The 23,498-nt window shown below is 59.7% G+C and carries 18 protein-coding genes; 9 read left to right on the top strand and 9 right to left on the bottom strand.

What is annotated here, in order from left to right; genetic code table 11:
* Positions 1–3: 3 nt before the first annotated feature.
* The 3 genes from EYD00_RS12975 to EYD00_RS12965 all read right to left on the bottom strand — a co-directional run bounded on the left by EYD00_RS12975 (position 4) and on the right by EYD00_RS12965 (position 9,007).
* A complete protein-coding gene (locus EYD00_RS12975; RefSeq protein ID WP_034496163.1) occupies positions 4–1,773 on the bottom strand; it encodes a diflavin oxidoreductase in 1,770 nt (589 codons plus the stop codon).
* Complete coding sequence (locus EYD00_RS12970; protein ID WP_004439205.1) at positions 1,770–7,274, bottom strand: glutamate synthase-related protein; 5,505 nt, start codon at positions 7,272–7,274, stop codon at positions 1,770–1,772. The genes EYD00_RS12975 and EYD00_RS12970 overlap by 4 nt, the downstream gene beginning before the upstream one ends.
* Before the next feature lie 404 nt (positions 7,275–7,678).
* Entirely contained in the window at positions 7,679–9,007 is a 1,329-nt protein-coding gene (locus EYD00_RS12965) for an MFS transporter (protein WP_004439203.1), read from the bottom strand.
* A 306-nt stretch (positions 9,008–9,313) separates the two neighbouring features.
* Here EYD00_RS12965 and cyoA point away from each other — a divergent pair, with 306 nt between their 5' ends.
* The 9 genes from cyoA to EYD00_RS12920 all read left to right on the top strand — a co-directional run bounded on the left by cyoA (position 9,314) and on the right by EYD00_RS12920 (position 18,112).
* Entirely contained in the window at positions 9,314–10,387 is a 1,074-nt protein-coding gene (cyoA, locus tag EYD00_RS12960) for a ubiquinol oxidase subunit II (RefSeq protein ID WP_034496355.1), read from the top strand.
* A gap of 72 nt (positions 10,388–10,459) precedes the next feature.
* Positions 10,460–12,463, top strand: a complete 2,004-nt coding sequence (gene cyoB, locus EYD00_RS12955; RefSeq protein WP_004439200.1) for a cytochrome o ubiquinol oxidase subunit I — start codon at positions 10,460–10,462, stop codon at positions 12,461–12,463.
* A gap of 6 nt (positions 12,464–12,469) precedes the next feature.
* Positions 12,470–13,096: a cytochrome o ubiquinol oxidase subunit III gene (cyoC, locus tag EYD00_RS12950; protein WP_004439198.1), complete on the top strand. Its 627-nt coding sequence runs from the start codon at positions 12,470–12,472 to the stop codon at positions 13,094–13,096.
* Complete coding sequence (gene cyoD, locus EYD00_RS12945) at positions 13,096–13,491, top strand: cytochrome o ubiquinol oxidase subunit IV (RefSeq protein ID WP_004439196.1); 396 nt, start codon at positions 13,096–13,098, stop codon at positions 13,489–13,491. Before cyoC ends, cyoD begins: the two co-directional genes overlap by 1 nt.
* 173 nt (positions 13,492–13,664) lie before the next feature.
* The gene (locus tag EYD00_RS12940) at positions 13,665–14,426 is read left to right on the top strand and encodes an SURF1 family protein (RefSeq protein WP_004439194.1); all 762 of its coding nucleotides are present in this window, start codon (positions 13,665–13,667) and stop codon (positions 14,424–14,426) included.
* Between the two features lie 113 nt (positions 14,427–14,539).
* Positions 14,540–15,760, top strand: a complete 1,221-nt coding sequence (locus EYD00_RS12935; protein WP_034496167.1) for a phosphopentomutase — start codon at positions 14,540–14,542, stop codon at positions 15,758–15,760.
* Positions 15,757–16,734: an adenosine deaminase gene (locus EYD00_RS12930; RefSeq protein ID WP_004439190.1), complete on the top strand. Its 978-nt coding sequence runs from the start codon at positions 15,757–15,759 to the stop codon at positions 16,732–16,734. Before EYD00_RS12935 ends, EYD00_RS12930 begins: the two co-directional genes overlap by 4 nt.
* A gap of 95 nt (positions 16,735–16,829) precedes the next feature.
* Positions 16,830–17,459, top strand: a complete 630-nt coding sequence (gene upp / locus EYD00_RS12925; RefSeq protein WP_004439188.1) for a uracil phosphoribosyltransferase — start codon at positions 16,830–16,832, stop codon at positions 17,457–17,459.
* 131 nt (positions 17,460–17,590) lie between these two features.
* Complete coding sequence (locus EYD00_RS12920) at positions 17,591–18,112, top strand: TIGR02281 family clan AA aspartic protease (protein ID WP_004439183.1); 522 nt, start codon at positions 17,591–17,593, stop codon at positions 18,110–18,112.
* Here the strand turns inward: EYD00_RS12920 and deoA are convergent.
* The 6 genes from deoA to EYD00_RS12890 are packed head-to-tail and all read right to left on the bottom strand — an operon-like array spanning position 18,105 to position 23,496.
* Positions 18,105–19,421, bottom strand: a complete 1,317-nt coding sequence (gene deoA, locus EYD00_RS12915; RefSeq protein WP_004439181.1) for a thymidine phosphorylase — start codon at positions 19,419–19,421, stop codon at positions 18,105–18,107. The genes EYD00_RS12920 and deoA overlap by 8 nt on opposite strands.
* Positions 19,418–20,191, bottom strand: coding sequence for a deoxyribose-phosphate aldolase (gene deoC / locus EYD00_RS12910; protein ID WP_004439179.1), 774 nt, complete (start codon positions 20,189–20,191; stop codon positions 19,418–19,420). The genes deoA and deoC overlap by 4 nt, the downstream gene beginning before the upstream one ends.
* Positions 20,192–20,193: 2 nt before the next feature.
* Complete coding sequence (locus tag EYD00_RS12905; RefSeq protein WP_004439177.1) at positions 20,194–20,994, bottom strand: purine-nucleoside phosphorylase; 801 nt, start codon at positions 20,992–20,994, stop codon at positions 20,194–20,196.
* Positions 20,994–21,410 (bottom strand): cytidine deaminase, encoded by a 417-nt coding sequence (locus EYD00_RS12900; RefSeq protein WP_004439175.1) that lies wholly within the window; start codon positions 21,408–21,410, stop codon positions 20,994–20,996. The genes EYD00_RS12905 and EYD00_RS12900 overlap by 1 nt, the downstream gene beginning before the upstream one ends.
* Positions 21,411–21,414: 4 nt before the next feature.
* Positions 21,415–22,386 carry an ABC transporter permease gene (locus tag EYD00_RS12895; protein WP_004439173.1) on the bottom strand — a complete coding sequence of 324 codons (972 nt, stop codon included), beginning with the start codon at positions 22,384–22,386 and terminating at the stop codon, positions 21,415–21,417.
* Positions 22,387–22,392: 6 nt separating this feature from the next.
* Complete coding sequence (locus tag EYD00_RS12890; RefSeq protein ID WP_004439171.1) at positions 22,393–23,496, bottom strand: ABC transporter permease; 1,104 nt, start codon at positions 23,494–23,496, stop codon at positions 22,393–22,395.
* Positions 23,497–23,498 lie beyond the last annotated feature (2 nt).

The following is a 23,498-nucleotide window of genomic DNA, read 5'->3' as shown; positions in this document are numbered from 1 at the left end:
CGGCTAATAGACATCGCGAAGATAGCGCTTTTCGCGCTTCAGCTGGCTGACATATTCGCTTGCTGCTTCCGCAGAGAGGCCGGCCTCGTCAATGATGATCCGGTGCAGGGCATCGTCTACGTCCTTCGCCATGCGGGTCGCGTCACCGCAGACGTAAAAATAGCCCCCCTCTTCGAGCCACTGATAAAGCGCCTTGCCATTCTGCCGCATGCGCGTCTGCACGTAGATCTTTTCCGCCTGATCGCGCGAAAAGGCGAGATCGAGACGCGTCAGCACGCCCGCACGGCTCATTTCACCCAGCTCACTCTCGTAAATGAAGTCCGACTGCCGGTGCTGGTCACCAAAAAACAGCCAGTTCCGGCCGGTGGCGCCCCGCGCTAGCCGTTCCTGCAGGAAGGCCCGGAACGGCGCTATTCCCGTGCCCGGACCCACCATGATAACCGGCGCATCGTCGTTCTGCGGCACACGGAACGCCTTGTTGAGCGAAACGAAAACCCCGGCAGTCGCCCCTGCCTCCACCCGATCTGCCAGATAGGTGGAGCACACGCCGCCGCGCTCGCGGTCGTGAGCGCGATAACGCACGCTGGCGATCGTCAGATGCACGCTGTTTCCCGCGGCAAGGGGGCTGGAGGAGATGGAGTAAGCCCGATGCTGCAGCGGTTTCAGGAAAGTCACGAATTCAGCAAGATCGAAAAGACGCCTGTCGCCAAGATTGAGCAGGTCGAGAATATCCTTGCTCCAGAGAAAGGCGGCCAGCTGCTCCCTGTCGCCATTCGCAAGAACATGCGCCAGTTCTTCATGACCCGCGCGCTTGCCGATTTCGGCGACCAGTTCGCGCGAGGGCGTCGAGATTTCGAACATGCGGAGAAATGCGTCTCCCACTGAACGATCCAGCCCGGCCAGTTTGCTATCGGCTTCCGCCCCGAAATGGTCGAGCAACGCACCAGCCAGTTTCGGGCAGTTGACGGGAACGACACCAAGGGCATCACCCGCCTCATAGCTGAGGCCGCTTTCCCCGAGATCGAATTCGTAATGCCTGATTTCCTTCGATGAAGCCGGACCGGAAAGACGGTGATTGACGCTTAGCCGCGCCAGATAGGGATTCTTCCGGTTCCATTCCTGTGTCACCCGCCTGGGGAGTTGGGCCGGACGAGGCATGACGACAGTCGCCGCCTGGCCGCCATCGAGCGCAAGTGCAATGGGCAGGGTCTCATCGATCCAGGCGGCGGCAGCGTCCTCGAAGTCGATATCGCAATCAATCCGCGTTTTCATACGTTTGCCGCCGAGCTGCTCAAAGCGCGTATCGATGAGTTTGCCGGCCTGGCAAAATCCGTCATACCCCGTATCACCCAGCGCCAGCACGGCGAAATTCATCGCCTCCAGTCGTGGCGCACCATCAGCGGCAAGCGCTTCCCAGAATAGCTGCGCATTATCGGGCATTTCACCCTCGCCATAGGTCGAGGTCACGACAATGACCCGTTTCATCGAAGCCAGGCGCTCCATGGACACGTCGTCAAGCGCCATCACCGCCGGCTGCATACCCTGCGTGCGGGCGGCGGCGGCGATATCCATTGCCAGCGCCTCGGCATTGCCGGTCTGTGTGCCGAAGAGGATGTTCAGCACGCTCGCCGCCGTCTTGGGAGCGGCAGCGGCGACAGATGCCTCCAGGCCAATGGCCGCGCGGGAGTGGAGCCCGGCTAAAAAACCCGCAAGCCAGGCGCGCTGGTCGCCGTTAAAGGGCGCATCTTCGGGGATGTAGGGTATCTTCATCATGCTGCCCTGTTCTGGCTGGATGCGGCGGTTAGGTCAGGAATGGCGCGGGCCGCGAAAAGCTCTTCGAAGCCGGGCAGACGACCGATCTTCTCGATGTTTTTGCGGCTCTGCTGAATGATCCAGCCATAGGTGCCTGGACTGTCCACCGACCAGATGTTGCGGCGCGCCAGTGCCTGCTTGTAGTCATCAAGTCGCTTGGCGGCGATCATCACCGCAAGCTGTCCGTCGCTATGGTCGGAAAGAGCCTCGCGCGCATATTTCAGCAGACGCTGCATCAGGGCATAATCTTCCGTAAGAATGAGATTGCGCACCGCTTTTTCGATGGCGGCGTCGGAAGGACCCGATGCCATCGGCAATCGCTGCAAGGCGATGGCCTGCGCCATGCTCAACACAGTGTAATTGTTGATCAGTGCGTACATGTCTTCCGTATCCGTTTGGCCATAGGCCGGCACGGTGCCGTTCAATACGGACTTGCGATCTCGATAGGCCAGCTTGAACTTCCGCAGCTGATGGGCAGCAAGTGCGGAAGCCAGTTCCTCCAGCAATTCCTTGCGCGGCTTGGCCTTGAGAATTTCGTCACTGTCCTGATAAAGCAGCAGCGCGCGTGGCATGCCGTAAACGAAATTGTGCTGTTCGCTCTCCCAGTTTTCCAGCAGCCATGTGGCCTTCGCTGAGCCAGTCTCCACCGCGTGCCAGTTCAGAAGCTGGTGAACGGCGTGACGATGGATCGCCGCCTGCTCGTCCTCGCCCGTGATGGAGCCAAGCAGGATCGAATCGTGGCTGACTTTCTTCGGCAGGTCGCCATAGGGGTCGTATTGATAGACGAAACCGCCACTCATGCCGTTGCCGAAGCCCTTGCCAAAACTACCGAGGTTAAGCACCGCACCGTTGGTCATGTATTCGCAGGCAAAATCCCCCACGCCCTCCACAACGGCGGTCGCGCCGGAGTTGCGCACCGCAAAACGGTCGCCTGCCTGCCCTTCCACAAAGGTGCGGCCGCCGGTTGCGCCGAACAGTGCGAAATTACCGACCAGCACATTCCCGCCCGCCTCCTGCGAACCGCCGCCGGGAGAACGCACGACGATGGTGCCACCGCAGGCGCTTTTGCCGACGCCGTCATTGCAGGTACCGGTATGGACCATGATCATGCCGTCGTTGCAGAAAGCGCCAAAGGATTGTCCAGCCGAACCTGATGTATCGATGCGCACGGAACCCGCTTCCAGAAATCGACGGCCACGGCTGTCCCGCCTGACGGCCGGCAGCGCATCCGCCTCTTCGTCGGAAAGCTCATGGTTCAGCATACGTTCGATATCGACGGCGAGCTGGCCGCCGACGCTCTTGTTGCAATTGTTAAGGAAACGGTTGCCGCCAAGCTCGATGCTTTCGCGCCCGCCGTCGACCAGTGCCGAGCGCACGAGTTCGATGAAGGCATCGTCCAGCGCGAAGTCCTTTTCCATATACACCGGGCTGTCGATCTTCACTTCCTCGACCACGGTTAGCATTGCCCGGAGGTCAAGCTGGCCAACGCTTGCGGGATGATCGAGTAGGTGAAGAAGATCTGAGCGGCCCCGCGCTTCCCGCAGCGAACGCAGCCCGAGTGCGGCCAGGATCTCGCGCGTTTCATGGGCGATGTTCATGAGATATTGCGCCAGCGCCCGCGGGTCGCCGTTAAACGCCTCCTGATTGGTGGTGAGACCGGCCGGGCATTTGATGTTGCAGTTCTTCGCCATGACGCATTTCAGCATCATCAGCGCCGTGGTGCCGAATTCGAAACTATCCCCGCCGAGAAGAGCCGATTTCACGACATCGCTCGCCGTCTGGTGCGCGCCGGAGCAGCGCAACAGCACCTTGGCGCGCAGGCCGGTGGCGCAGAGCGCCTGATGCACTTCGGCAACGCCGATTTCCGCGGCACGACCAGTATATTTGAGGCTGGTGACGGCCGCCGCCCCCGTGCCCCCGGTATTGCCGGCGACGTTGATGACATCCGCTCCCGCCTTGGCGACACCGACCGCGATCGTGCCGATGCCTTCTGACGAGACCAGCTTGACAATGACCCGCACACGGGCTGCCTTGGCATCGTGGATGAGTTGGGCCAGATCCTCGATGGAATAGGTATCATGATGCGGCGGCGGCGAGACAAGCTCGACGCCCGGCGTACCGCCACGCGCGGCGGCGATTTCCACCGTGACCTTTGGAGACGGCAATTGCCCGCCTTCGCCAGGCTTTGCGCCCTGGCCGATCTTGATCTCGATCTCCTCCAGCATCGGATCGGCAAGATAACCGGCCCAGACACCAAAGCGGCCCGATGCGAACTGCTTGATGCGCGAGGCGCGAATGGTGCCGTATCGCGAGATATGCTCGCCGCCCTCACCGGAATTTGACATGCCGCCAACCATGTTGGTGCCATGCGCCACAGCCTCATGGGCGGCCGCGACAAGCGCGCCATGGCTCATTGCACCAGAGGCGAGGGTCATGGCGATCTCGCTGGCATTTTGCACGGCATCGAGCGAAATGCTCGCTGGCGCGGTGCGAACAAGCGAGAGATAATCGGAAGCCTCGCCCCTCGCCTGAACCAGAAGAGCGCCCCCTTCAAGCCAATGTCCGACTATGTCCTCGCCGAAGCGATCGATCAGCGATTGGCCAAGTGCTGCTAGCCTGGCAAGCTCATGGCCGTGCGGGCCGGTCAATTGCAGCCGGAAGGCGCCTTCCTCTGCGCCTTCGCAGAGCAAGCCCCGTACCATGAAGCTGTTATTGCCCTTGCGGGAAAACCGACCCATTTCACGGCGAAACTCTTCCGCCGAACCGGCGAACGTCACATCCGCTGGCAATTCCAGGACATCGCGCAGGGCGGCGGGGCGACGCGCTCTTTCTTCCGCCATCATACGGGCAAATGCGCGGTAGCCGGTCGTTACCTCGAAGGCATCGATCGCCTCCGGGGTCAACCGGTCAAAACTGGTGTGATAATAGGCCGCGTCGTCGAGACCGAAGGCATCTTCCAAGCGGTTGAGCGGCAGGAGACGTAACGCCTCTTCGTTTTCGGTCCCCTTGTCGAAACCGATCTTTTCCTCCGTCATATCCACGAAACCGCGCACGGCCGTCGTGCCATAGGAATGGCCGGCCCCTTCGGCACGCTCCTTGAAAAGACCGAGCAGCGGAATGTCGCTTTCTCCCTTTACAGACAGCGCCTTGCGGTGCCAGTCCGCCACGGCCTGGGCGATGACGGCGAAGCTCACGCCGCCGACCGGCGTTTTCACATTCGGGAAATAACGCTTCAGCACGTCATCTTCCGTATCGAGGAAGTTCGGCTCGAAGAACTCGCCCCCGATATAGCTTTCCGCCGTACACAGGCCCACCTTGCCCATGGTCTTCATCAGCGACTTTTCCGCCGCCTTGGCGAAGCGCTTGAAGGCCTTGTCGGCTTCGCTGCCGAATTTCTCCTCGGCGCGGAACTGCACGGCGAGCGGATAGACCGCCGAAGCGCCAAAGCCGAGACCGGCTGCAATGTGATGGGAGGAGGAGAATTGTCCACTTTCGACGATCAGCGACACACGCAGCCTGAGGCCTTCCTCGATCAGCCGCTGATTGATGGCGGAAACGACCATGATCATTGGCAAAGCGGCACGACGCGCGGAAACATGCCGGTCAGTGATCACGGCAATGCCACCTTCGCCAGCGGCAAAAGCGGCGATCGCGGCGCACAGTCCGTCTATCGCCTCTCTCAATGCCGCTTCATTGGCCTCCCCTGTATCGAAGACAGGCGCATAGAGCATTTCGAAACGACACACCGGCGTCTCGGTCTGCTCGCGGATGCGCAGCATGTCCAGGTGGCTAAGGATTGGCGAGCGCACGACGATCTGGCGGGCCTTCTTAGCGCCGCTGTTCGGCTTGGCACCCAGGGCCACCCGTAGCGTCATGCCATCAGCTTCGCGAATACTGTCTAGCGGCGGATTGGTGACCTGCGCGAAACGCTGCGAAAAATACTTGGCGACCCCACCTTCCTGATCGGAAAGCGCGTTGATGGCATTGCCGTATCCCATCGCCGAAATTTTTTCGGAGCCGGAAGCCAGCATCGGGTCCATCAGGAATTTGAAACTTTCCTGATTGTGCGAATAGGCGACGTAACGCTGGTGACGTTCGAGATCACCATTATAACGCAGCGGTGAGCCCTGCTTTTCCGCTGGCACTTCCGGCAGATCCTCCAGCATGACACGGGCTTCGCGCAGCAGGGATGAATAGTCGCGGCGCGCGGCGAGAAGCTCCAGCGCCTCGACGGTGGAAAAGGCGCGGCGCACGGCGTGGTCGTAATAAAGCATGCCGCCCGCCTCGATGCGGCCGCGCCGGATAACGCTCTCCGCCGGAAAGGCGATCTGCCCGGCCTCCGACATGACACAGAGATATTCGTCCGTCTCGACGGTGCGCAGCGGGCGCAGGCCAAGCCGATCGAGGCGCGCGCCGACAATAGTGCCGTCGCCGAAGATCAGCGCGGCCGGACCATCATTTTTCTCCTCATAGAGAGAGAAATATTCCAGCATCGCCCTCACGTCCGGCGACAGGGTGTCGTCGTTTTCCCAGGCTGGCGGCATCATCGAGACCACAGCGGTAACGAGGTCAAGACCGTCCTCCATAACCCGCGCCTGCAAGGTCTGGTCCAGACGGCAGCTATCGGACTGGCCTTTCGGCCTGACGATGCTGGCATTCTTCGCCAGGGCGACTGCCGCTTCCGACAGGCGGTTCTTCTTGTCGGTGTTGAGTTCGCCATTATGCGCCATCAGGCGGAATGGCTGCGCCATGGATGGGTGCGGATCGGTATTGGTGGAGAACCGCGTGTGGAAATACATCGTATGCACTTCATGGCGCGGATCCGTCAGGTCGCAGAAATAGGGCATCACCTCATGGGAGTTCAGGCGGCCCTTCAGGACCTGCGTGCGGGCGCTGAGCGAGAGCGGATAAAAGCCGGCGAGATCAGGCACGGTATAAGCAAGCGCCTCAATGGCAATCAGTGACTTGTGGATACGCCAGTCGAATTCCGCCAGAGTTGCGCATTCGGCCGGAGCAGAGAAAACCCATTGGCGGATCGGCAACTGGTAAGGGATGGCGGCAGCACGGATGGCCGCGTCATTTACCGGTACATCACGGACGGTGAGGACCGAAAATCCCTGCTCCTGCAGCGCGCTGCCGATAATGCCAACCGCCTCATCGTGGAACGCGGAGTTTTGCGGCAGGAAAAAATTGCCGACGCCGAAACGGCCGGCCTGCAAACCGTGTTCGCCAGTCAATTTCCGAAAGAAGGAGAGCGACAAATCCAGCGACACCCCGGCACCATCGCCGACACCTTCCGCCGACATGCCACCGCGATGCGGGACGGCGCAGAGCGCCTCGTAGCCGCGCTTCAACACATCGTGAGTCTGCACGCCGTCCTTGCGGGTGATGAAACCAACGCCACAGCTGCTTTTTTCAAAAGCGGCATCGTAAAGGCCGAATTTTTGCTCCGTCACGCTCAAGGCTGTCTCCTCTCATTGCGCAATTCGCGCGGCATCGCCTTTTTCCCGAATCCGGCGCGTCAGCCGGCGCTCTGCGGGCGGAGCCGCAGGCGACCTGGCTGCTCCTCTTCTTCTGCTTATCGGCGTTTGATGGCGCGAACGGTCGTTTTGCGGCCGTCAAACGGCTGGGCGGCAGTCGCCGCATTTTCGCAAATAATGATCGTGTTCGTTCGCATCGCGTTCCCTGATGGTCGATTTTCAAGCGCAAAAATACGCCGAATTATGTCAGTATTGCTTACGTAATATTTCATGATTAGGAAAGTCAAGATTAAAATCGATCCGGCGCAATAAAAAAACAAAAACGCCGCGAAATCCGACAGGATTCCGCGGCGTGACTGCTTCAGGAGTTTTTTAAATTGCCCAGATCACTCAGACGGCATTTCGAGCGTTCGGCTAAACCAGAGGGCAATAAGGGTACACAGGGCTCCCGACATGAGGTAGATGCCGACCGCGAAAAGGCCGAATTTGGACGAAAATCCGAGCGCCACGAGCGGCGCGAAGCCGGCACCGATCAGCCAGGAAATGTCCGAGGTCAAAGATGCGCCGGTGTAGCGGTACTCGCGGCTGAAGCGGGAGGCGAGCGCGCCACCCGCCTGACCGAAGGACAGGCCCAGCAGCGAGAAGCCGATCAGCACGAAAAGATAACGGCCGATATCACCGGAACTGAGGAGAACGGGGGCCACAAGGCTGAAGAGACCAATCAGGACCGCCGCGATGGCGAGAAGTTTCCGCCGCCCTATGCGATCCGCCAGAATGCCCGAAACGACAATCATGCCGCCGGCAATGATGGCGCTGACGAACTGTACGAAGAGGAAGTCCGACACGCGCTGGCTGGTGTTGAGAGAAACCCAGCTCAGCGGGAAGACGGTGACGAGATGGAAGAGCGCAAAGCTCGCCAGCGGCACGAAAGCGCCGGTGACAACCACCGGGAACTGCGACCGCAGCATTCTGAACATGGGACGCGGCTCCAGTTCATGCTGTTCCAGCATGGCCTGGAATTCCGGCGTCACGATCATGCGAAGGCGGGCAAAGAGCGCAAGCACGTTCAGCGCCAGCGCCACGAAGAAGGGGAAACGCCAACCCCAGGCCAAAAACTCTGCACTGGAAAGCTGCGTGACGAAAACGATGAAGAAGGCGCTGGCGAGGCCAAAACCCATGGCCGCCCCGATTTGCGGCATCATGGCGTACCAGCCGCGCTGCCTCGGCGGAGCGTTCATGGCGAGCAGCGAGACAAGGCCATCCCAGGCGCCGCCGAGGCCAAGGCCCTGGCCGATACGGAAAACCGCCAGCAGGCAGGGAGCCAGCATGCCAGCCTCGGCATAGGATGGAAGGAAGCTGATCGCCATGGTGGAACCGCAGAGCGTGAAGAGCGCGGCCATCAGCTTGACGGCGCGGCCGAACCTGCGGTCGATCTGGAGGAAGATCAGAGAACCGATCGGCCTTGCGATAAAAGCGAGAGAGAAGACAGCGAAGGAATAAAGCGTGGCCGTCAGCGGATCCACATAAGAGAAGAAGACATGCGGAAAAACGAGCGCGGAGGCAATGGCGTAAATGAAAAAATCAAAAAACTCCGTCATTCTCGCAAGAATGACTGCAATCGTAATGCGATCCGGATCGACCTTTACGGGGCCGGCACCGTGTCCGTTCGCCTCTGGCGCCTGCCCAAAAGATGGAGCAGCATTCGTATAACTCATAATATTCCTCCTGCGTCATGGACGAACCATTTCATGTAACGCGCAGGCTCCTCTTCCGTTGCGTTACGATGCGACGGATTGTCACACGCACCCTACGTAACGTCAATTGAAGTTTGAGAAGAAAGGCTTGCCCCACGGGCTTCCTATGCGATAATGCACGCGCTCCGCCTGTAAACGCAGCTTTGACCGCCACATGGTGCATCGCAAAGATTTCGCTGCACCGCGACAATATACCTCATTTGAAAAATGATGTTCGGCAATTATTCGCGGCATAATCCAAACTGTACGAGTTCAAAGAACGTGCGCATGATCAAAAAACTCCCATCCGCCCTCCTGGCAATTCCGGCAATGCTGCTGCTCAGCGGCTGTAACCTTGTTGTCATGAATCCCTCGGGCGACGTCGCCATCCAGCAGCGCGATCTTATCATCACGTCCACGGTCTTGATGCTGCTGATCATCGTTCCCGTCATTGCCCTGACGCTGTTCTTCGCATGGAAGTACCGCGAGTCGGCCAAGGCCGAGGATTACGATCCCGAGTGGCACCATTCCACGCGCCTTGAGATGGTGATCTGGTCGGCACCCGTCGCGATCATTCTGATGCTCGGTACCGTGACTTGGATTTCCACCCACCGACTCGACCCTTATCGGCCGCTGGAACGCATCGACGAGAACCGTCAGGTCACCGCCGATATCAAGCCGATCACCGTCGAAGTTGTGGCCATGGACTGGAAGTGGCTGTTCTTCTACCCTGAACTCGGCATTGGCAGCGTCAATGAATTCGCCGCTCCGGTCGATGTCCCGATCAATTTCAAGATCACCGGCACGACGGCGATGAACTCCTTCTTCGTTCCAGCACTGGCCGGCCAGATTTATGCCATGGGCGGCATGCAGACCAAGCTGCATGCAGTGATCAACAAGGAAGGCGTCTATGACGGCTTCTCGGCCAACTTCTCCGGCCCCGGCTTCTCGCATATGCGCTTCAAATTCCACGGCCTCAGCCAGCAGGGCTTCGACCAGTGGGTGGCCAAGGCAAAGGAAGGCGGCAAGGGCTTCGGGCGCCAGGAATATCTCGAATTCGCCAAGCCTTCGGAGCGCGAGCCGGTGCAATATTTCGCTTCGGTCGATCCGGAACTCTACAGCGCCATCCTCAACCGTTGCGTGGAGCCCAACAAGCTCTGCATGCGCGACATGATGCACATCGACGCCAATGGCGGCGGCGGCAAGGAAGGCATCGACATCGCCAAGGCGCTTAACTCCGTCGTCTGCACCCCGCTTGCGCCTTATGGCGTCGCCAGCGGTCCACAATCCACTCCGGCTGCTATCGAAGGCCAGACTTTCGAACCTGCGGCGCTGCCGGAAACCAAACAAGTCGCTGGCTGACGATACGTCCCGGCATTCTGCGGCGCGGCCTGTCCGCGCCGAATTTACGTCTTTGAATCGCAAGAGGCTAAAATGGTCGTCAACTCCGATCAAACGTCGTTCCTGTTCGGACGGCTAACCTGGGAGTCAATCCCGCTTCACGAGCCCATTCTTGTCGCCACCTTCGCGGCCGTGGCTCTGGGCGGCATCGCCGTCGTCGGCGCCATCACCTATTTCAGGCTGTGGGGCTACCTCTGGAATGAATGGTTCACGAGCATCGATCACAAGAAGATCGGTATCATGTACATCATTCTGGCGCTTATCATGCTTCTGCGCGGTTTTGCCGACGCCATCATGATGCGCGTGCAGCAGGCCATCGCCTCCGGCGGATCGGAGGGATATCTTCCGCCGCATCACTACGACCAGATATTCACCGCCCACGGCGTCATCATGATCTTCTTCATGGCCATGCCGATGATCACCGGTCTCATGAACTTCGTCGTGCCGCTGCAGATCGGCGCCCGCGACGTTTCATTCCCGTTCCTCAACAATTTCTCCTTCTGGATGACCACGGCTGGCGCCGTCATCACCATGATCTCGCTGTTCATCGGTGAATATGCGCAGACGGGCTGGCTTGCCTATCCGCCGCTTTCCGGCATCGACGGAAGCCCGGGAGTGGGGGTCGACTATTATATATGGGGTTTGCAGATCGCGGGTGTCGGAACGACGCTGTCAGGCATCAACCTGATCGTGACCATCATCAAGATGCGCGCGCCGGGCATGACCATGATGCGTATGCCGATCTTCGTCTGGACGTCGCTGTGTTCGAACATCCTGATCGTGGCATCCTTCCCGATCCTGACCGCAACGCTCGCGCTTCTGACCCTTGACCGCTACGCTGGTACGAATTTCTTCACCAACGACCTCGGCGGCAATCCGATGATGTATGTCAACCTCATCTGGATCTGGGGCCATCCGGAAGTTTATATTCTGGTACTGCCGGCTTTCGGTATCTTCTCCGAAATCGTCGCCACCTTCTCGGGCAAGCGCCTCTTCGGTTACGCGTCGATGGTCTACGCCACTGCCGTCATCACCATCCTGTCCTATATCGTCTGGCTGCACCACTTCTTCACCATGGGTTCGGGCGCAAACGTCAATGCCTTCTTCGGCATCACGACGATGATCATCTCGATTCCGACGGGTGCGAAGATCTTCAACTGGCTCTTCACCATGTATAAGGGCCGCATCAAGTTCGACGTGCCGATGCTGTGGACGATCGGCTTCATGATCACCTTCGTCATCGGCGGCATGACCGGCGTCCTTCTCGCCGTACCGCCAGCGGACTTCGTGCTGCATAACTCGCTGTTCCTGATCGCCCACTTCCACAACACGATCATCGGCGGCGTGGTGTTCGGCGTTCTCGCCGGCATCGTCTACTGGTTCCCGAAGGCCTTCGGCTATCGTCTCGATCCGTTCTGGGGCAAGCTGTCCTTCTGGTTCTGGTTCACCGGCTTCTATTTTGCCTTCATGCCGCTCTATATTCTCGGCCTGATGGGCATTACCCGCCGCCTCAGCCAGTTCGAAGACAACTCTCTTCAGATCTGGTTCCTGATTGCCGCCTTCGGCGCCTTCCTGATCGCGCTCGGCATCGCCTCCTTCGTCATCCAGCTCATCGTCAGCTTCCTGAAGCGCGACAAGCTGCGTGACGTCACCGGCGACCCCTATAATGGCCGCACGCTGGAATGGTCGACGTCTTCTCCGCCGCCGCAGTATAATTTCGCCTTCACACCCGTCATTCATGATGTTGACGCCTGGACGGACATGAAGAAGCGCGGTTACAGCCGCCCGCTGGAAGGCTTCATCCCAATCCACATGCCGAAGAATACCGGCTCGGGCGTCATCATCAGCGCCATCAGCGTGGTGCTGGGCTTTGCCCTGGTGTGGCACATCTGGTGGCTGGCCGTTCTGTCGTTCATCGGCATCGTCGCGGTCTCGATCGCCCATACCTTCAACTACAATCGCGAATACTACATTCCAGCCTCCGACGTCTCCACGGTTGAGGCGGAGCGTACCAAGCTGCTCGCGAAACAGGCGTAACGAAACATGGCTCATACACCTGCACAAAGCGTCGACGGCGCTGAACCACCGGTCTTTTACCTGAAGGAAGACCATCATCCGGAGAACGGCACTTCGATCGGCTTCTGGCTCTACCTGATGAGCGACTGCCTGATTTTCGCCGTGCTCTTCGCCACCTACGCCGTCCTCGGCCGCAGCTATGCGGCCGGACCTTCGGGCGCAGATCTGTTCGATCTCAAGCTCGTCGCCATCAACACCGGCTTCCTGCTTTTCTCCTCCATCACCTATGGCTTCGCCATGCTGGAAATGGAAAAGCAGAAGGTAAAGACGACCCTGGTCTGGCTCGGAATCACCGGTCTCTTCGGCCTCGCCTTCCTTGCCGTCGAACTTTACGAGTTCCATCACCTGATCGAAGAAGGAGCCGGTCCGCACCGTTCGGCTTTCCTGTCGTCGTTCTTCGCGCTCGTCGGCACGCACGGTTTGCACGTCACCTTCGGCATCATCTGGCTCGTCACGCTGATGGTGCAGATCGCCAAGCACGGCCTGATCGCGGCGAACAAGCGTCGCCTGATGTGCCTGTCGATGTTCTGGCACTTCCTCGACGTCATCTGGATCGGCGTCTTCTCCTTCGTTTACCTCATGGGAGTTCTTTGATGAGTTCCGAAGCACACGCACATCACGACGCGCATGGCGACGACCATCATCACCATGATGGCGCGAGCCACGGCACGTTCAAAAGCTACATGATCGGCTTCATCCTTTCGGTCATTCTGACGGCGATCCCCTTCTGGCTGGTCATGGGCGACGTCCTTGAAAACAAGACGCTGCTCGTCATCGCCATCATGGGCCTCGGCGTCATCCAGATCTTCGTGCACATGATTTATTTCCTGCACATGGACACCAAGTCGGAAGGCGGCTGGACCTTCATGGCGCTGATCTTCACCGTCGTGGTGCTGCTGATCACGCTCTCCGGTTCGCTGTGGGTCATGTACAACATGAACAAGAACATGATGCCGCTGCACATCGAAGATGTGAAAAACCTGCCTTAACCAGAAATTGCGGCCTGCCGGAAGCCCGGCAGGCCGCCTTCCGCGCCAACACATAACCCCATGAATCGTGGCGCGATTTATGGGGTTATCTGCTGGAAGAAGCGCATTCGGGGCGATGAGGCCCGGTCAGGTGGACGACACCTCCGCCAGACATGCTTCTCAAGGACCGTGACATGACCAAAACAACGCCCCCCAAGCGCGGCATTCGCCCCGCAGCCATCGTCGTTCTGTTTCTGACCGTCGCCCTGACAGGGCTGCTGCTGGCTCTTGGAACCTGGCAGGTCAAAAGACTTTCCTGGAAGCTCGACCTGATTGAGCGTGTCGAGGCCCGTGCGCACGCGGAGCCCACCGATGCGCCCGCCGCCGGGCAGTGGCCGGCGCTCGGCGAGCCAGCGGAGTACGAATATCGCCGTGTGAGACTTTCGGGCACTTTCCTCAACGACAAAGAGGTCCAGGTCTATACCGTTACCGATCTCGGCCCGGGTTACTGGATCATGACACCGCTGAGACGAGATGATGGCACGAGCATCATCGTCAATCGCGGCTTTGTCCCGTCCGACAGGCGAGACCCGTCATCGCGACAGGAAGGTCAGCCGACAGGCCGCGCGGAGGTCATCGGGCTGATGCGTGCCCCCGAGACAGGCGGGCTTTTCCTCCGCACCAATGACCCCACAAATGGACGCTGGTACTCCCGCAACATTCCGCAGATATCGCAGGCCTCCGGCCTTTCGGGCGTCGCGCCGTTTTATGTCGATGCCGATGCGGCACCCAATCCCGGCGGTCTGCCGGTCGGCGGCAAGACCATGCTTACCTTCCCCAACAACCATCTCTCCTACGCCATTACCTGGTACATTCTCGCGGCCATGGTCGTCGCGGCGGGCTGGTATGTGCTGCGCAATCTGAACGCCCCGAGGTCAAAGCAGGGCAAGGATTGAGCGGCCGGTTTTACCGAATGGTTCACAAAACCCCTTCCTTCTTCACGTTTTGCTGATCTATAACGACAGTTCGGCCTGACATGCCCGTCGGCGCAGCTTCGTTTCGGTGAGTTATGGCAAGAGCATTTCTTCTCGTTCTGGATTCCTTCGGCGTCGGCGGTGCGCCCGATGCGGAGCACTATGGCGATCTTGGAGCGAATACGCTCGGTCACATCGCGGAATTCTGCGCTGCCGGTGCAGCTGACAGAACGGGACTACGGTCCGGACCGCTGAAGCTGCCGAACATGTGTTCGCTCGGCCTGCTGGAGATCGCAAGGCAGGCAAGTGGTGACATTCCCGCCGGCATGGAGGCGCCGGAACGCATTTTTGGCCTGCATGGCTGCGCCAGCGAAGTTTCGAAGGGCAAGGACACTCCGTCCGGTCACTGGGAGATCGCGGGAACGCCGGTGACGTTCGACTGGGGATATTTTCCGACGGAGGGCGATGCGTTTTCGCCGGAACTGGTGAAAGCGATCTGCGAGGAGGCGGATCTTCCGGGCATTCTCGGCAATTGCCATGCTTCCGGCACCGAGATCATCGCGCGATTCGGCGAAGAACATATCCGGAGCGGCAAGCCGATCTGTTACACATCTTCGGATTCCGTGTTCCAGATTGCCGCGCACGAAACGCATTTTGGCCTGGGGCGGCTCATCGCGCTCTGCGAGACGGTACGCAAGCTGCTCGATCCGCTGAACATAGGCCGCGTCATCGCGCGTCCCTTCATCGGCGAAACGGTCGCGACCTTCGAACGCACCGGCAACCGCCGTGATTTTTCCGTGCTGCCACCGGAGCCTACTCTGCTCGACCGGCTTGTGGAGGCCGGCCGAAAAGTGCACGCCATCGGCAAGATCGGCGATATCTATGCCCACCAAGGCGTTTCACGCGTCATCAAGGCAAACGGCAACGCCGCCCTGATGGATGCGACGCTGCAGGCTATCGACGAGGCAGAAAGCGGCGATCTCGTCTTTACCAATTTCGTCGATTTCGACATGCTTTATGGCCATCGGCGCGACGTTGCCGGTTACGCCGCCGCCCTTGAGGCTTTCGATGCGCGAATCCCCGAAATCCACCGCAAGATGGCGCCTGGCGATATCGCTCTTCTGACCGCCGATCACGGCTGCGACCCCACATGGCGGGGCACGGACCACACACGGGAAAGGGTACCGATCATGGCATTCGGCCCGGGCATCCGCTCGCGCGATGTCGGCATTCGTTCAAGCTACGCCGATATCGGCGAAAGCATCGCCCACCATCTAGGTATCGAGGCCGGTTCTCACGGCAGGAGCTTCATTTGACATCGCATTTGCTGAAGGCGGAAATTCACTGCCACATCGAAGGTGCGGCCCCGCCCGCCCTGGTCGCGAAACAGGCTGAAAAATACGGAATCGACACCAGCAGCTTTCTGCGGGACGGCCAATATGTATGGTCGGATTTCGCTGAATTCATCCGTTGTTATGATGCGGTGGCGCAAGTGTTCAAGACGGATGAGGATTATGCCGTTCTCACCGAAGCCTATCTGACCGAACTCGCAGAAGCCAATACGATCTATAGCGAACTGATCATTTCGCCCGACCATGGCGACCGCATCGGGCTTGGCGCCGACGCTTATCTGGCCGGCATTGCCGAAGGCATCCGGATTGCAAGGGACAAGACGGGTATCGAAACCCGCATCATCGTCACAGGCGAGCGGCACTTCGGTCCGGAGCGGGTGATCGCCGCGGCCGAATATGCGGCGCGCACCCAACATCCGCTGGTGACGGGGTTCAACATGGCTGGCGAGGAGCGTATGGGCCGCGTCGCCGATTATGCGCGCGCCTTCGATATCGCACGCGATGCCGGCCTTGGATTGACCATTCATGCCGGCGAGGTTTGCGGGCCGGAAAGCGTGGCCGATGCACTCGATCTCGTCAAACCATCCCGCATCGGGCATGGCGTGCGGGCAATCGAGAATGCCGGTCTCGTTGCACGGCTCGCCGAAACCGGAACAGTCCTTGAAGTCTGCCCCGGCTCCAATATTGCGCTCAAGGTCTATCCCGACTTCGCCAGCCATCCGCTGAGAGCCCTCAGCGACGCGGGAGTGCGGGTCTGCATCAACTCCGACGACCCGCCATTCTTCTTTACATCACTTGCACGGGAATATGCGCTGGCCGCCGACGAGTTCGGCTTCAGCGATGGCGAGATAAACAGCATGACCCGCACCGCACTGGAATGTGCCTTCGTTGACGAGGCAACGCGCGGAAGGCTGCTTAAAAAACTCGACGGCGCCTGATGCAGCTGTTGGCAGGGTAAAACCACGAAGAAGGCTTGCGAAAAGCCGACTTTCGGTCAATTACAGGGGCACAAGAAAAAAGGAAGGCCAGTTTCATGGACGGCGTCACAGTCATCGAACATCCGCTGGTGCGGCACAAACTCACCATCATGCGCAAGAAGGAAACCTCCACAGCCGGCTTCCGCCGCCTGCTCAGGGAGATTTCGACGCTGCTCTGCTATGAAGTGACGCGCGATCTTGAAATGACGATGGAAACCATCGATACGCCGCTCGAGACCATTCAGGCACCAGTGCTGGAAGGCAAGAAGCTGGTTTTCGCCTCCATCCTGCGCGCAGGCAACGGCCTTCTGGAAGGCATGCTCGAACTGGTGCCTTCGGCGCGCGTTGCCCATGTCGGCGTCTATCGCGACCACGATACGCTCGAGGCCGTCGAATATTATTTCAAAGCTCCGGAAAGCCTCGATGCCCGTCTGGTCATCGTTGTCGACCCCATGCTGGCGACCGGCAACTCCTCCATCGCCGCCGTGGAAAAGCTGAAGGAGCGTGGTGCGAAGAACATCCGCTTCCTGTGTCTTTTGGCAGCCCCCGAAGGCATCAAGAATTTCCGTGAGGCACATCCCGATGTGCCGATCTACACCGCCGCGATCGACAGGCATTTGAACGAGAAGGGTTACATTGTCCCCGGCCTCGGTGATGCCGGCGACCGCATGTACGGCACCAAGTAACCATTCATCATCGCTTAACCTTTTACGCCATTCGCCGCCCGATCAGCGGCGGATGGCTTTTTCTTTTAAGATTTCGGCATGTTTTGCGTCTATTCTTGCCAGGGGTAACCGGCCCTCGGAGGAGTGAAGACTTGCTGGCGCGCGCGATTTTTCTGCTTGTTGGCCTTTCCATCGGCGCCACGCAAATACCCGTTCTGATGGACAAATTTCAGCCGCGCCCGGAAAGCAGCGTAGCAAAAACCGAAATTGTGGCCGAAGCAGCCAAACCCCAGCCTGTTTCGTTGGGCGGAGTCAATCTGAAAGCTGACGCCCGCGGCCACTTCAACGCCACCTTTCGTATCAACGGCAAATCATTCGACGGACTTATCGACACCGGTGCTTCAACGGTTGCCATCAATGAGACGATTGCACGTCGGCTCGGATACGGCGTCAACAGTCTGGATTTCAAATACGCGATCTCAACCGCCAACGGTCAGACCATGGCCGCCTATGTGAAGCTCGACCGGGTGGAGATAGGCACGATCCGCGTGCAGAATGTCGACGCCATGGTGCTGAAGGACAATGCACTGAGCAACATGCTGGTCGGCATGAGCTTCCTGAAGCAATTATCGTCGTTCAAGGTTTCTGGCGGCGAAATGCGGCTGGTCAGGTGATCCGCTCGAGAACGGGTGCAGCGACTTCCGGCGCGTCGTCGCTGATTCCATAGCAGGCCGTTATCGCTTTAATGGCGTAGGCTGCGTCTTCTCCGGACGCTGCATGGACAATGGCAATCGGTTCTCCCTTTTCCACCTTCATCCCAAGCGGCAGGATATTCGAAATACCAACGGCGGGATTGATCCTGTCCGAGGGTTTTCGTCTGCCGCCGCCAAGTCCGACGACGGCGATGCCGAGTTCGCGCGTTGCGCAGGATGTCAGCCAGCCGCTGCTCACGGCCTGGACCGGAAGAGTGACTGGCGCGGACGGCAGATAAAGGAAAGGATTTTCAACGAAATCCGTTGGCCCGCCCAATGCCGAAATCATTCGCGCGAAAATTTCCATTGCCCGACCGGAGGAGAGGGCGGCCGACGCCAGTGCTGCGCCTTCTTCTAGTGTGGCCGTTTTTTGAGCCTGCACGAGCATTTCCGCCGCGAAAGACAGAACCACGTTTTCCAGACGGCTACCAGCCTTGCGACCAGCCAGAAAATCGAGACAATTGACGATTTCAACGGCATTGCCGGCGGCATCGCCAAGCGGCTGGTTCATATCTGTTATCAGCGCCGTTGTCGGCAAACCTGCGCCAACAGCCACATCGACCAGCGCGCGGGCGAGCGTTCGTGCATCGTCAATGCTTTGCATGAAGGCGCCGTTGCCGACCTTGACATCAAGCACAAGCGTCTGCAGCCCGGCCGCCAGCTTCTTCGACAGGATAGAAGCCGTAATCAGCGGTATGGAATCGACCGTCGCGGTCACATCGCGAATGGCATAGAGGCGTCTGTCAGCGGGGGCGAGGTCACCCGTCTGACCGATGATGGCACAGCCGACCGTCTTCACCGCCCGGCGAAACAGAACCTCGTCCGGCATGACATTGTAACCGGGAATCGCTTCCAGCTTGTCCAGCGTGCCGCCGGTATGCCCAAGGCCCCGGCCGGAAATCATCGGCACAGCGAGACCACAAGCGGCTACGATCGGGGCGAGCATCAGAGAGACATTGTCTCCAACGCCACCGGTCGAGTGCTTGTCGGCAACCGGCCTGCCGATATCGCTCCAGGACAGGACATCACCGCTGTCACGCATGGCAAGTGTCAATGCCACCATCTCATCCCGATTCATTCCACGGAAAAACACCGCCATGGCAAAAGCCGCCGCCTGCCCTTCCGAGATGCCGTCTTTCGACAGCGCTTCGATGAATGCGGCGATCTCCTGCGGCGAGAGCGCCAGGCCATCGCGTTTGCGTCGGATGGTTTCCTGCGGGATCAAGCTCAATACCCGCTGGCGGTCCTGGCGGGCTCTCCGCCGGCCAGAACGTTCAGCACGTCGTCAAGGAGACCTGAAGCGCCGAAACGGAACGTCGAAGGCATGGCCCAGTTCGGCGCCATGATGGTTTCCGCCAGCCGCAGGTAAAGTGTCGCGTCCCCCACGGTACCGATCCCGCCGGCCGGCTTGAAGCCCACCTTCTGTTTGCTGTCGCGGATCGCCTGCAACATGATGTCAGCCGCCTCCAGCGTGGCGTTGACGGCAACCTTGCCTGTCGAGGTCTTGATGAAATCGGCGCCTTCGGCAATGGCAATTTCGGAAGCCCGACGGATCAGGGCCTTGTCCTTCAGCTCGCCGGTTTCGAGAATGACCTTGAGCAGCACGGGTGTAGCGCAGGCCTTGCGAACGGCGGCCACCATGTCGGAAACCGCGGTTTCATCGCCCGCGATGAATTTGCGATAGGGAATGACAAGATCGATTTCATCCGCACCGTCGCGGATCGCCACCTCGGTTTCCGCGACCACGGTTGCGACATCAAGATCACCCGACGGAAAATTGACGACCGTTGCAATGCGGATCGTGTGATCCTTTCCGAAGGCGGCGCGCGCCTGCGCCACGAAACGCGGCCAGATGCAGATGGCGGCCGTATTGCCAAACTCCGTATGCGCCCGCTGGCAGAGCGCGGCGATCTGCTGTGGCGTGCAGTCTTCCTTGAGGTTGGTGAGGTCCAGCAAGGACAAAGTGAGGGCAGCCGCTTCGCGCGGACGCTGGAGTTCCATGGTCACGCTCCTCCTGCGATCATTTCCTTCAGAATGGCGGCAAGCCTTTTGCCACCCACGGGAGCCATGTCCTTGGTTTCTTCATGGCTCAGTTCCGCGCCGGTCATGCCGGCACCGTAATTGGTAATAACCGATGCGGCAGCGACGCGCATCCCGAAAAAGCGCGCAAGGATGACTTCCGGCACGGTAGACATGCCCACGGCATCCGCCCCCAGCAGCCGCGCCATGCGGATTTCCGCCGGTGTTTCGAAGCTTGGGCCAGAGAACCACATATAGACACCGCCGAACAATGGCACCGTCGCACGGATGGCGGCATTGCGCATGGCAAGCATAAGATCAGGATCATAAGCCGTCGTCATGCCGACGAAGCGGCGGTCGCTTTCCTCACCGATCAGCGGGTTCATGCCGGAATAATTGATGTGATCGGTGATCTGCATGACGGAGCCGGGTGGCATATCCTGCCTGACCGAGCCCGCCGAATTGGTGAGGATGAGCGACTGCACGCCCAGGCCGGCGAGCGCTTCGATGACCGGGCGCATCGCTGCGGGATCACCCTTTTCGTAGAAATGGACCCGACCCGACAGCATCATGACGGGCTCACCGCCGAGATAACCAGCCACCAGTTCGCCCGCATGGCCGGAAACGCCGCCAGCGGGAAAGCCGGGCAGCTCGGCGCAAGGAATACGGATCGGCTCGCTCACCTCTTCCACCAGCGATCCCAGACCGGAGCCAAGCACGATGGCGACGCGCGGCATGAGGCCGTTCAGGCGGTCCACCAGAATGTCGATCAAACCGTCGGTCATCAGGGCAGCTCGGTCTTGAAGACGGAGGGTAGCAGCTCTTCCATGGTCATGACCTTCTGGACGCCGGTTTCGTCACAAAGATAGATCTTTGTCTCCGGCGTGGCGAACTCGGCGATCTTCTGGCGGCAGCCGCCACAAGGAGAGCAGAGCGGCAGCTTCTCGGCGATAACGGCGACTTCATTGATCTTTTTCGCCCCGCCCATGATCATGGCGCTGATGGCTGATGGTTCTGCGCACCAGCCCTGCGGGAAGGAGATGTTCTCGATATTGGCGCCCTTGTAGATCTTGCCGTCTTCGGCGCGGATTGCCGCACCGACCGGAAATTTTGAATAGGGGGCATGGGCGAAGGCCATGGCCTCTACTGCCGCCTCAAACAGGGCATGGGCCTGCGGATCGGATTTCGGGTCGGAGGACATGGGGTTAACGCTCCTTCGCATAAGCAACGCCACCGGCCTTCGGGGGCTTGGCAACGCCGATGAAACCCGCAAGCAGGATGCAGGTCAGAATATAGGGCATGGCCTGGAATATCTGCACCGGCACTTCGCCGATGCCAGGCACGGATTTACCCTGCATGAAGTTCGCGACAGCATCCAGAAAACCGAACAGAAGGCAGGCGAACATAACCGGCACCGGCTTCCATTTCGCAAAGATCAACGCCGCGAGCGCGATGTAGCCCTTGCCCGCCGACATGTTGGCGATGAAGGCAGCGGATTGAGCCACAGCAAGATAGGCGCCCGAAAAACCGCAGAGAAAACCGGCGACAATGACAGCGCGGAAGCGCATCCACGTCACCGAAATACCAGCCGTATCGACAGCGCCCGGATTTTCACCGACCGCGCGCAGGCGCAGGCCGAAACGCGTTCGGTAAAGCACCCACCAGGACAGCGGCACCGCCAGGAAGGCAAGATAGGTGAGGATGTTGTTGCCGGAAATGACGTTTGCATAGAGCGGGCCGATGAAGGGAACCTCGCGCATGGCATCAGCGCCGGGCAGTATGATCGGGGCAAAACGCCCCTCGCCCGGAAGCTGCGGTGTGCGTCCGCCCTGGCCGAACCAGGCCTGTCCCAGTACCACGGTCAGGCCGGCGGCAATGAAGTTCAACGCCACGCCCGACACGATCTGGTTGCCGCGATTGGTGATGACAGCAAAGCCGTGGATCAGCGAGAACAGGATCGAGACGGCAATACCGGCCAAGAGGCCAGCCCAGGGGTTCGCCGTGATATAGGCAACGCAGGCGGAAGCGAAGGCCGCTGCCAGCATCTTGCCCTCAAGGCCGATATCGAACACGCCGGCCCGCTCGGAAAAGAGCCCGGCCAGTGCGGTAAAGAGAAGCGGAATGGTGAGACGAACGGTCGAGCCCAGAATACTGACCAGCATATCGAAGAAATCCATGTCAGCTCACCCCTTTGCCAGACGCTGGTAAATGCGGACGATTGCAGGCCGGTACATATATTCCAGCGCGCCGGCGAAAAGGATCACAAGACCCTGAATGACCACGATCATCTCGCGGGTAATGTTGGGCATCTCGAAGGAAAGGTCTGCGCCGCCCTGATAGAGAATGCCGAACAGCAATGCCGCAAAGATGATGCCGAGCGGATGGCTTCGGCCCATCAGCGACACGGCGATGCCGACGAAGCCCGCACCGGCGACGAATTCCACCTGCAGACGGGCCGACGCGCCCATAACCGGGTTCAGCGCCATCATGCCCGCCAGACCGCCAGAGATGAGCATGGCGATGATGACGGTGCGTGCATAGGGAATACCGGCATAAATGGCGGCGGAGGGGCTGATGCCGAGCGTGCGCATTTCATAACCGAGCTTGGTGCGCCAGATGAGCACCCACACCAGAAAACACATCACCAACGCTATCAGGAAGGAGACGTTAAACGGCGCCGGACCAAGCTTCAGGCCGAAGAGGGCCATCAGCCAGTCGAGTTTCGGCAATTGGCCGCCCGGCAGAAAAGTGCGGGTTTCCGGCGCCATCTTGCCGGGCACGATCAGCACGTTCACCAGCAGGTAAACCATCAAGGCCGCAGCAATGAAGTTGAACATGATGGTGGTGATGACCACGTGACTGCCGCGTTTTGCCTGCAGCCAGGCCGGAATGAAGGCCCAGGCGGCGCCAAAAACAGCAGCGCCGATGACGGCGAAGGGCATCGTCACGTACCATGGCACATAACGATCGAGCGCCAGCGCCACCAGCGCCGCGCCAAGGCCACCGACATAGGCCTGACCTTCGGAGCCGATATTGAAGAGCCCGGCATGGAAGGCGACGGCGACGGAGAGGCCGGTGAAGATGAAACTCGTCGTATAAAACAGCGTGAAGCCGATGGCATCACCACGGCCGAGCGCCCCTTCGATCAGCAGGCGCAGCGCCGCAAGCGGGTTTTCACCGATGGACCAGACAACGAGGCCGGAAATCAGAAAGGCGGTAACGACATTGAGAAACGGCAGGAGGCCGTAAGTAATCCAGTTTGGCAGCGGTACGGAAGCGGTGCTCATTC

The sequence above is a fragment of the Agrobacterium sp. 33MFTa1.1 genome (assembly GCF_004328495.1).
GTDB classification, from domain to species: Bacteria; Pseudomonadota; Alphaproteobacteria; order Rhizobiales; family Rhizobiaceae; genus Agrobacterium; species Agrobacterium pusense.
Note: the sequence above shows the minus strand (reverse complement) of the source record. Positions and strands in the feature narration are given on the sequence as shown.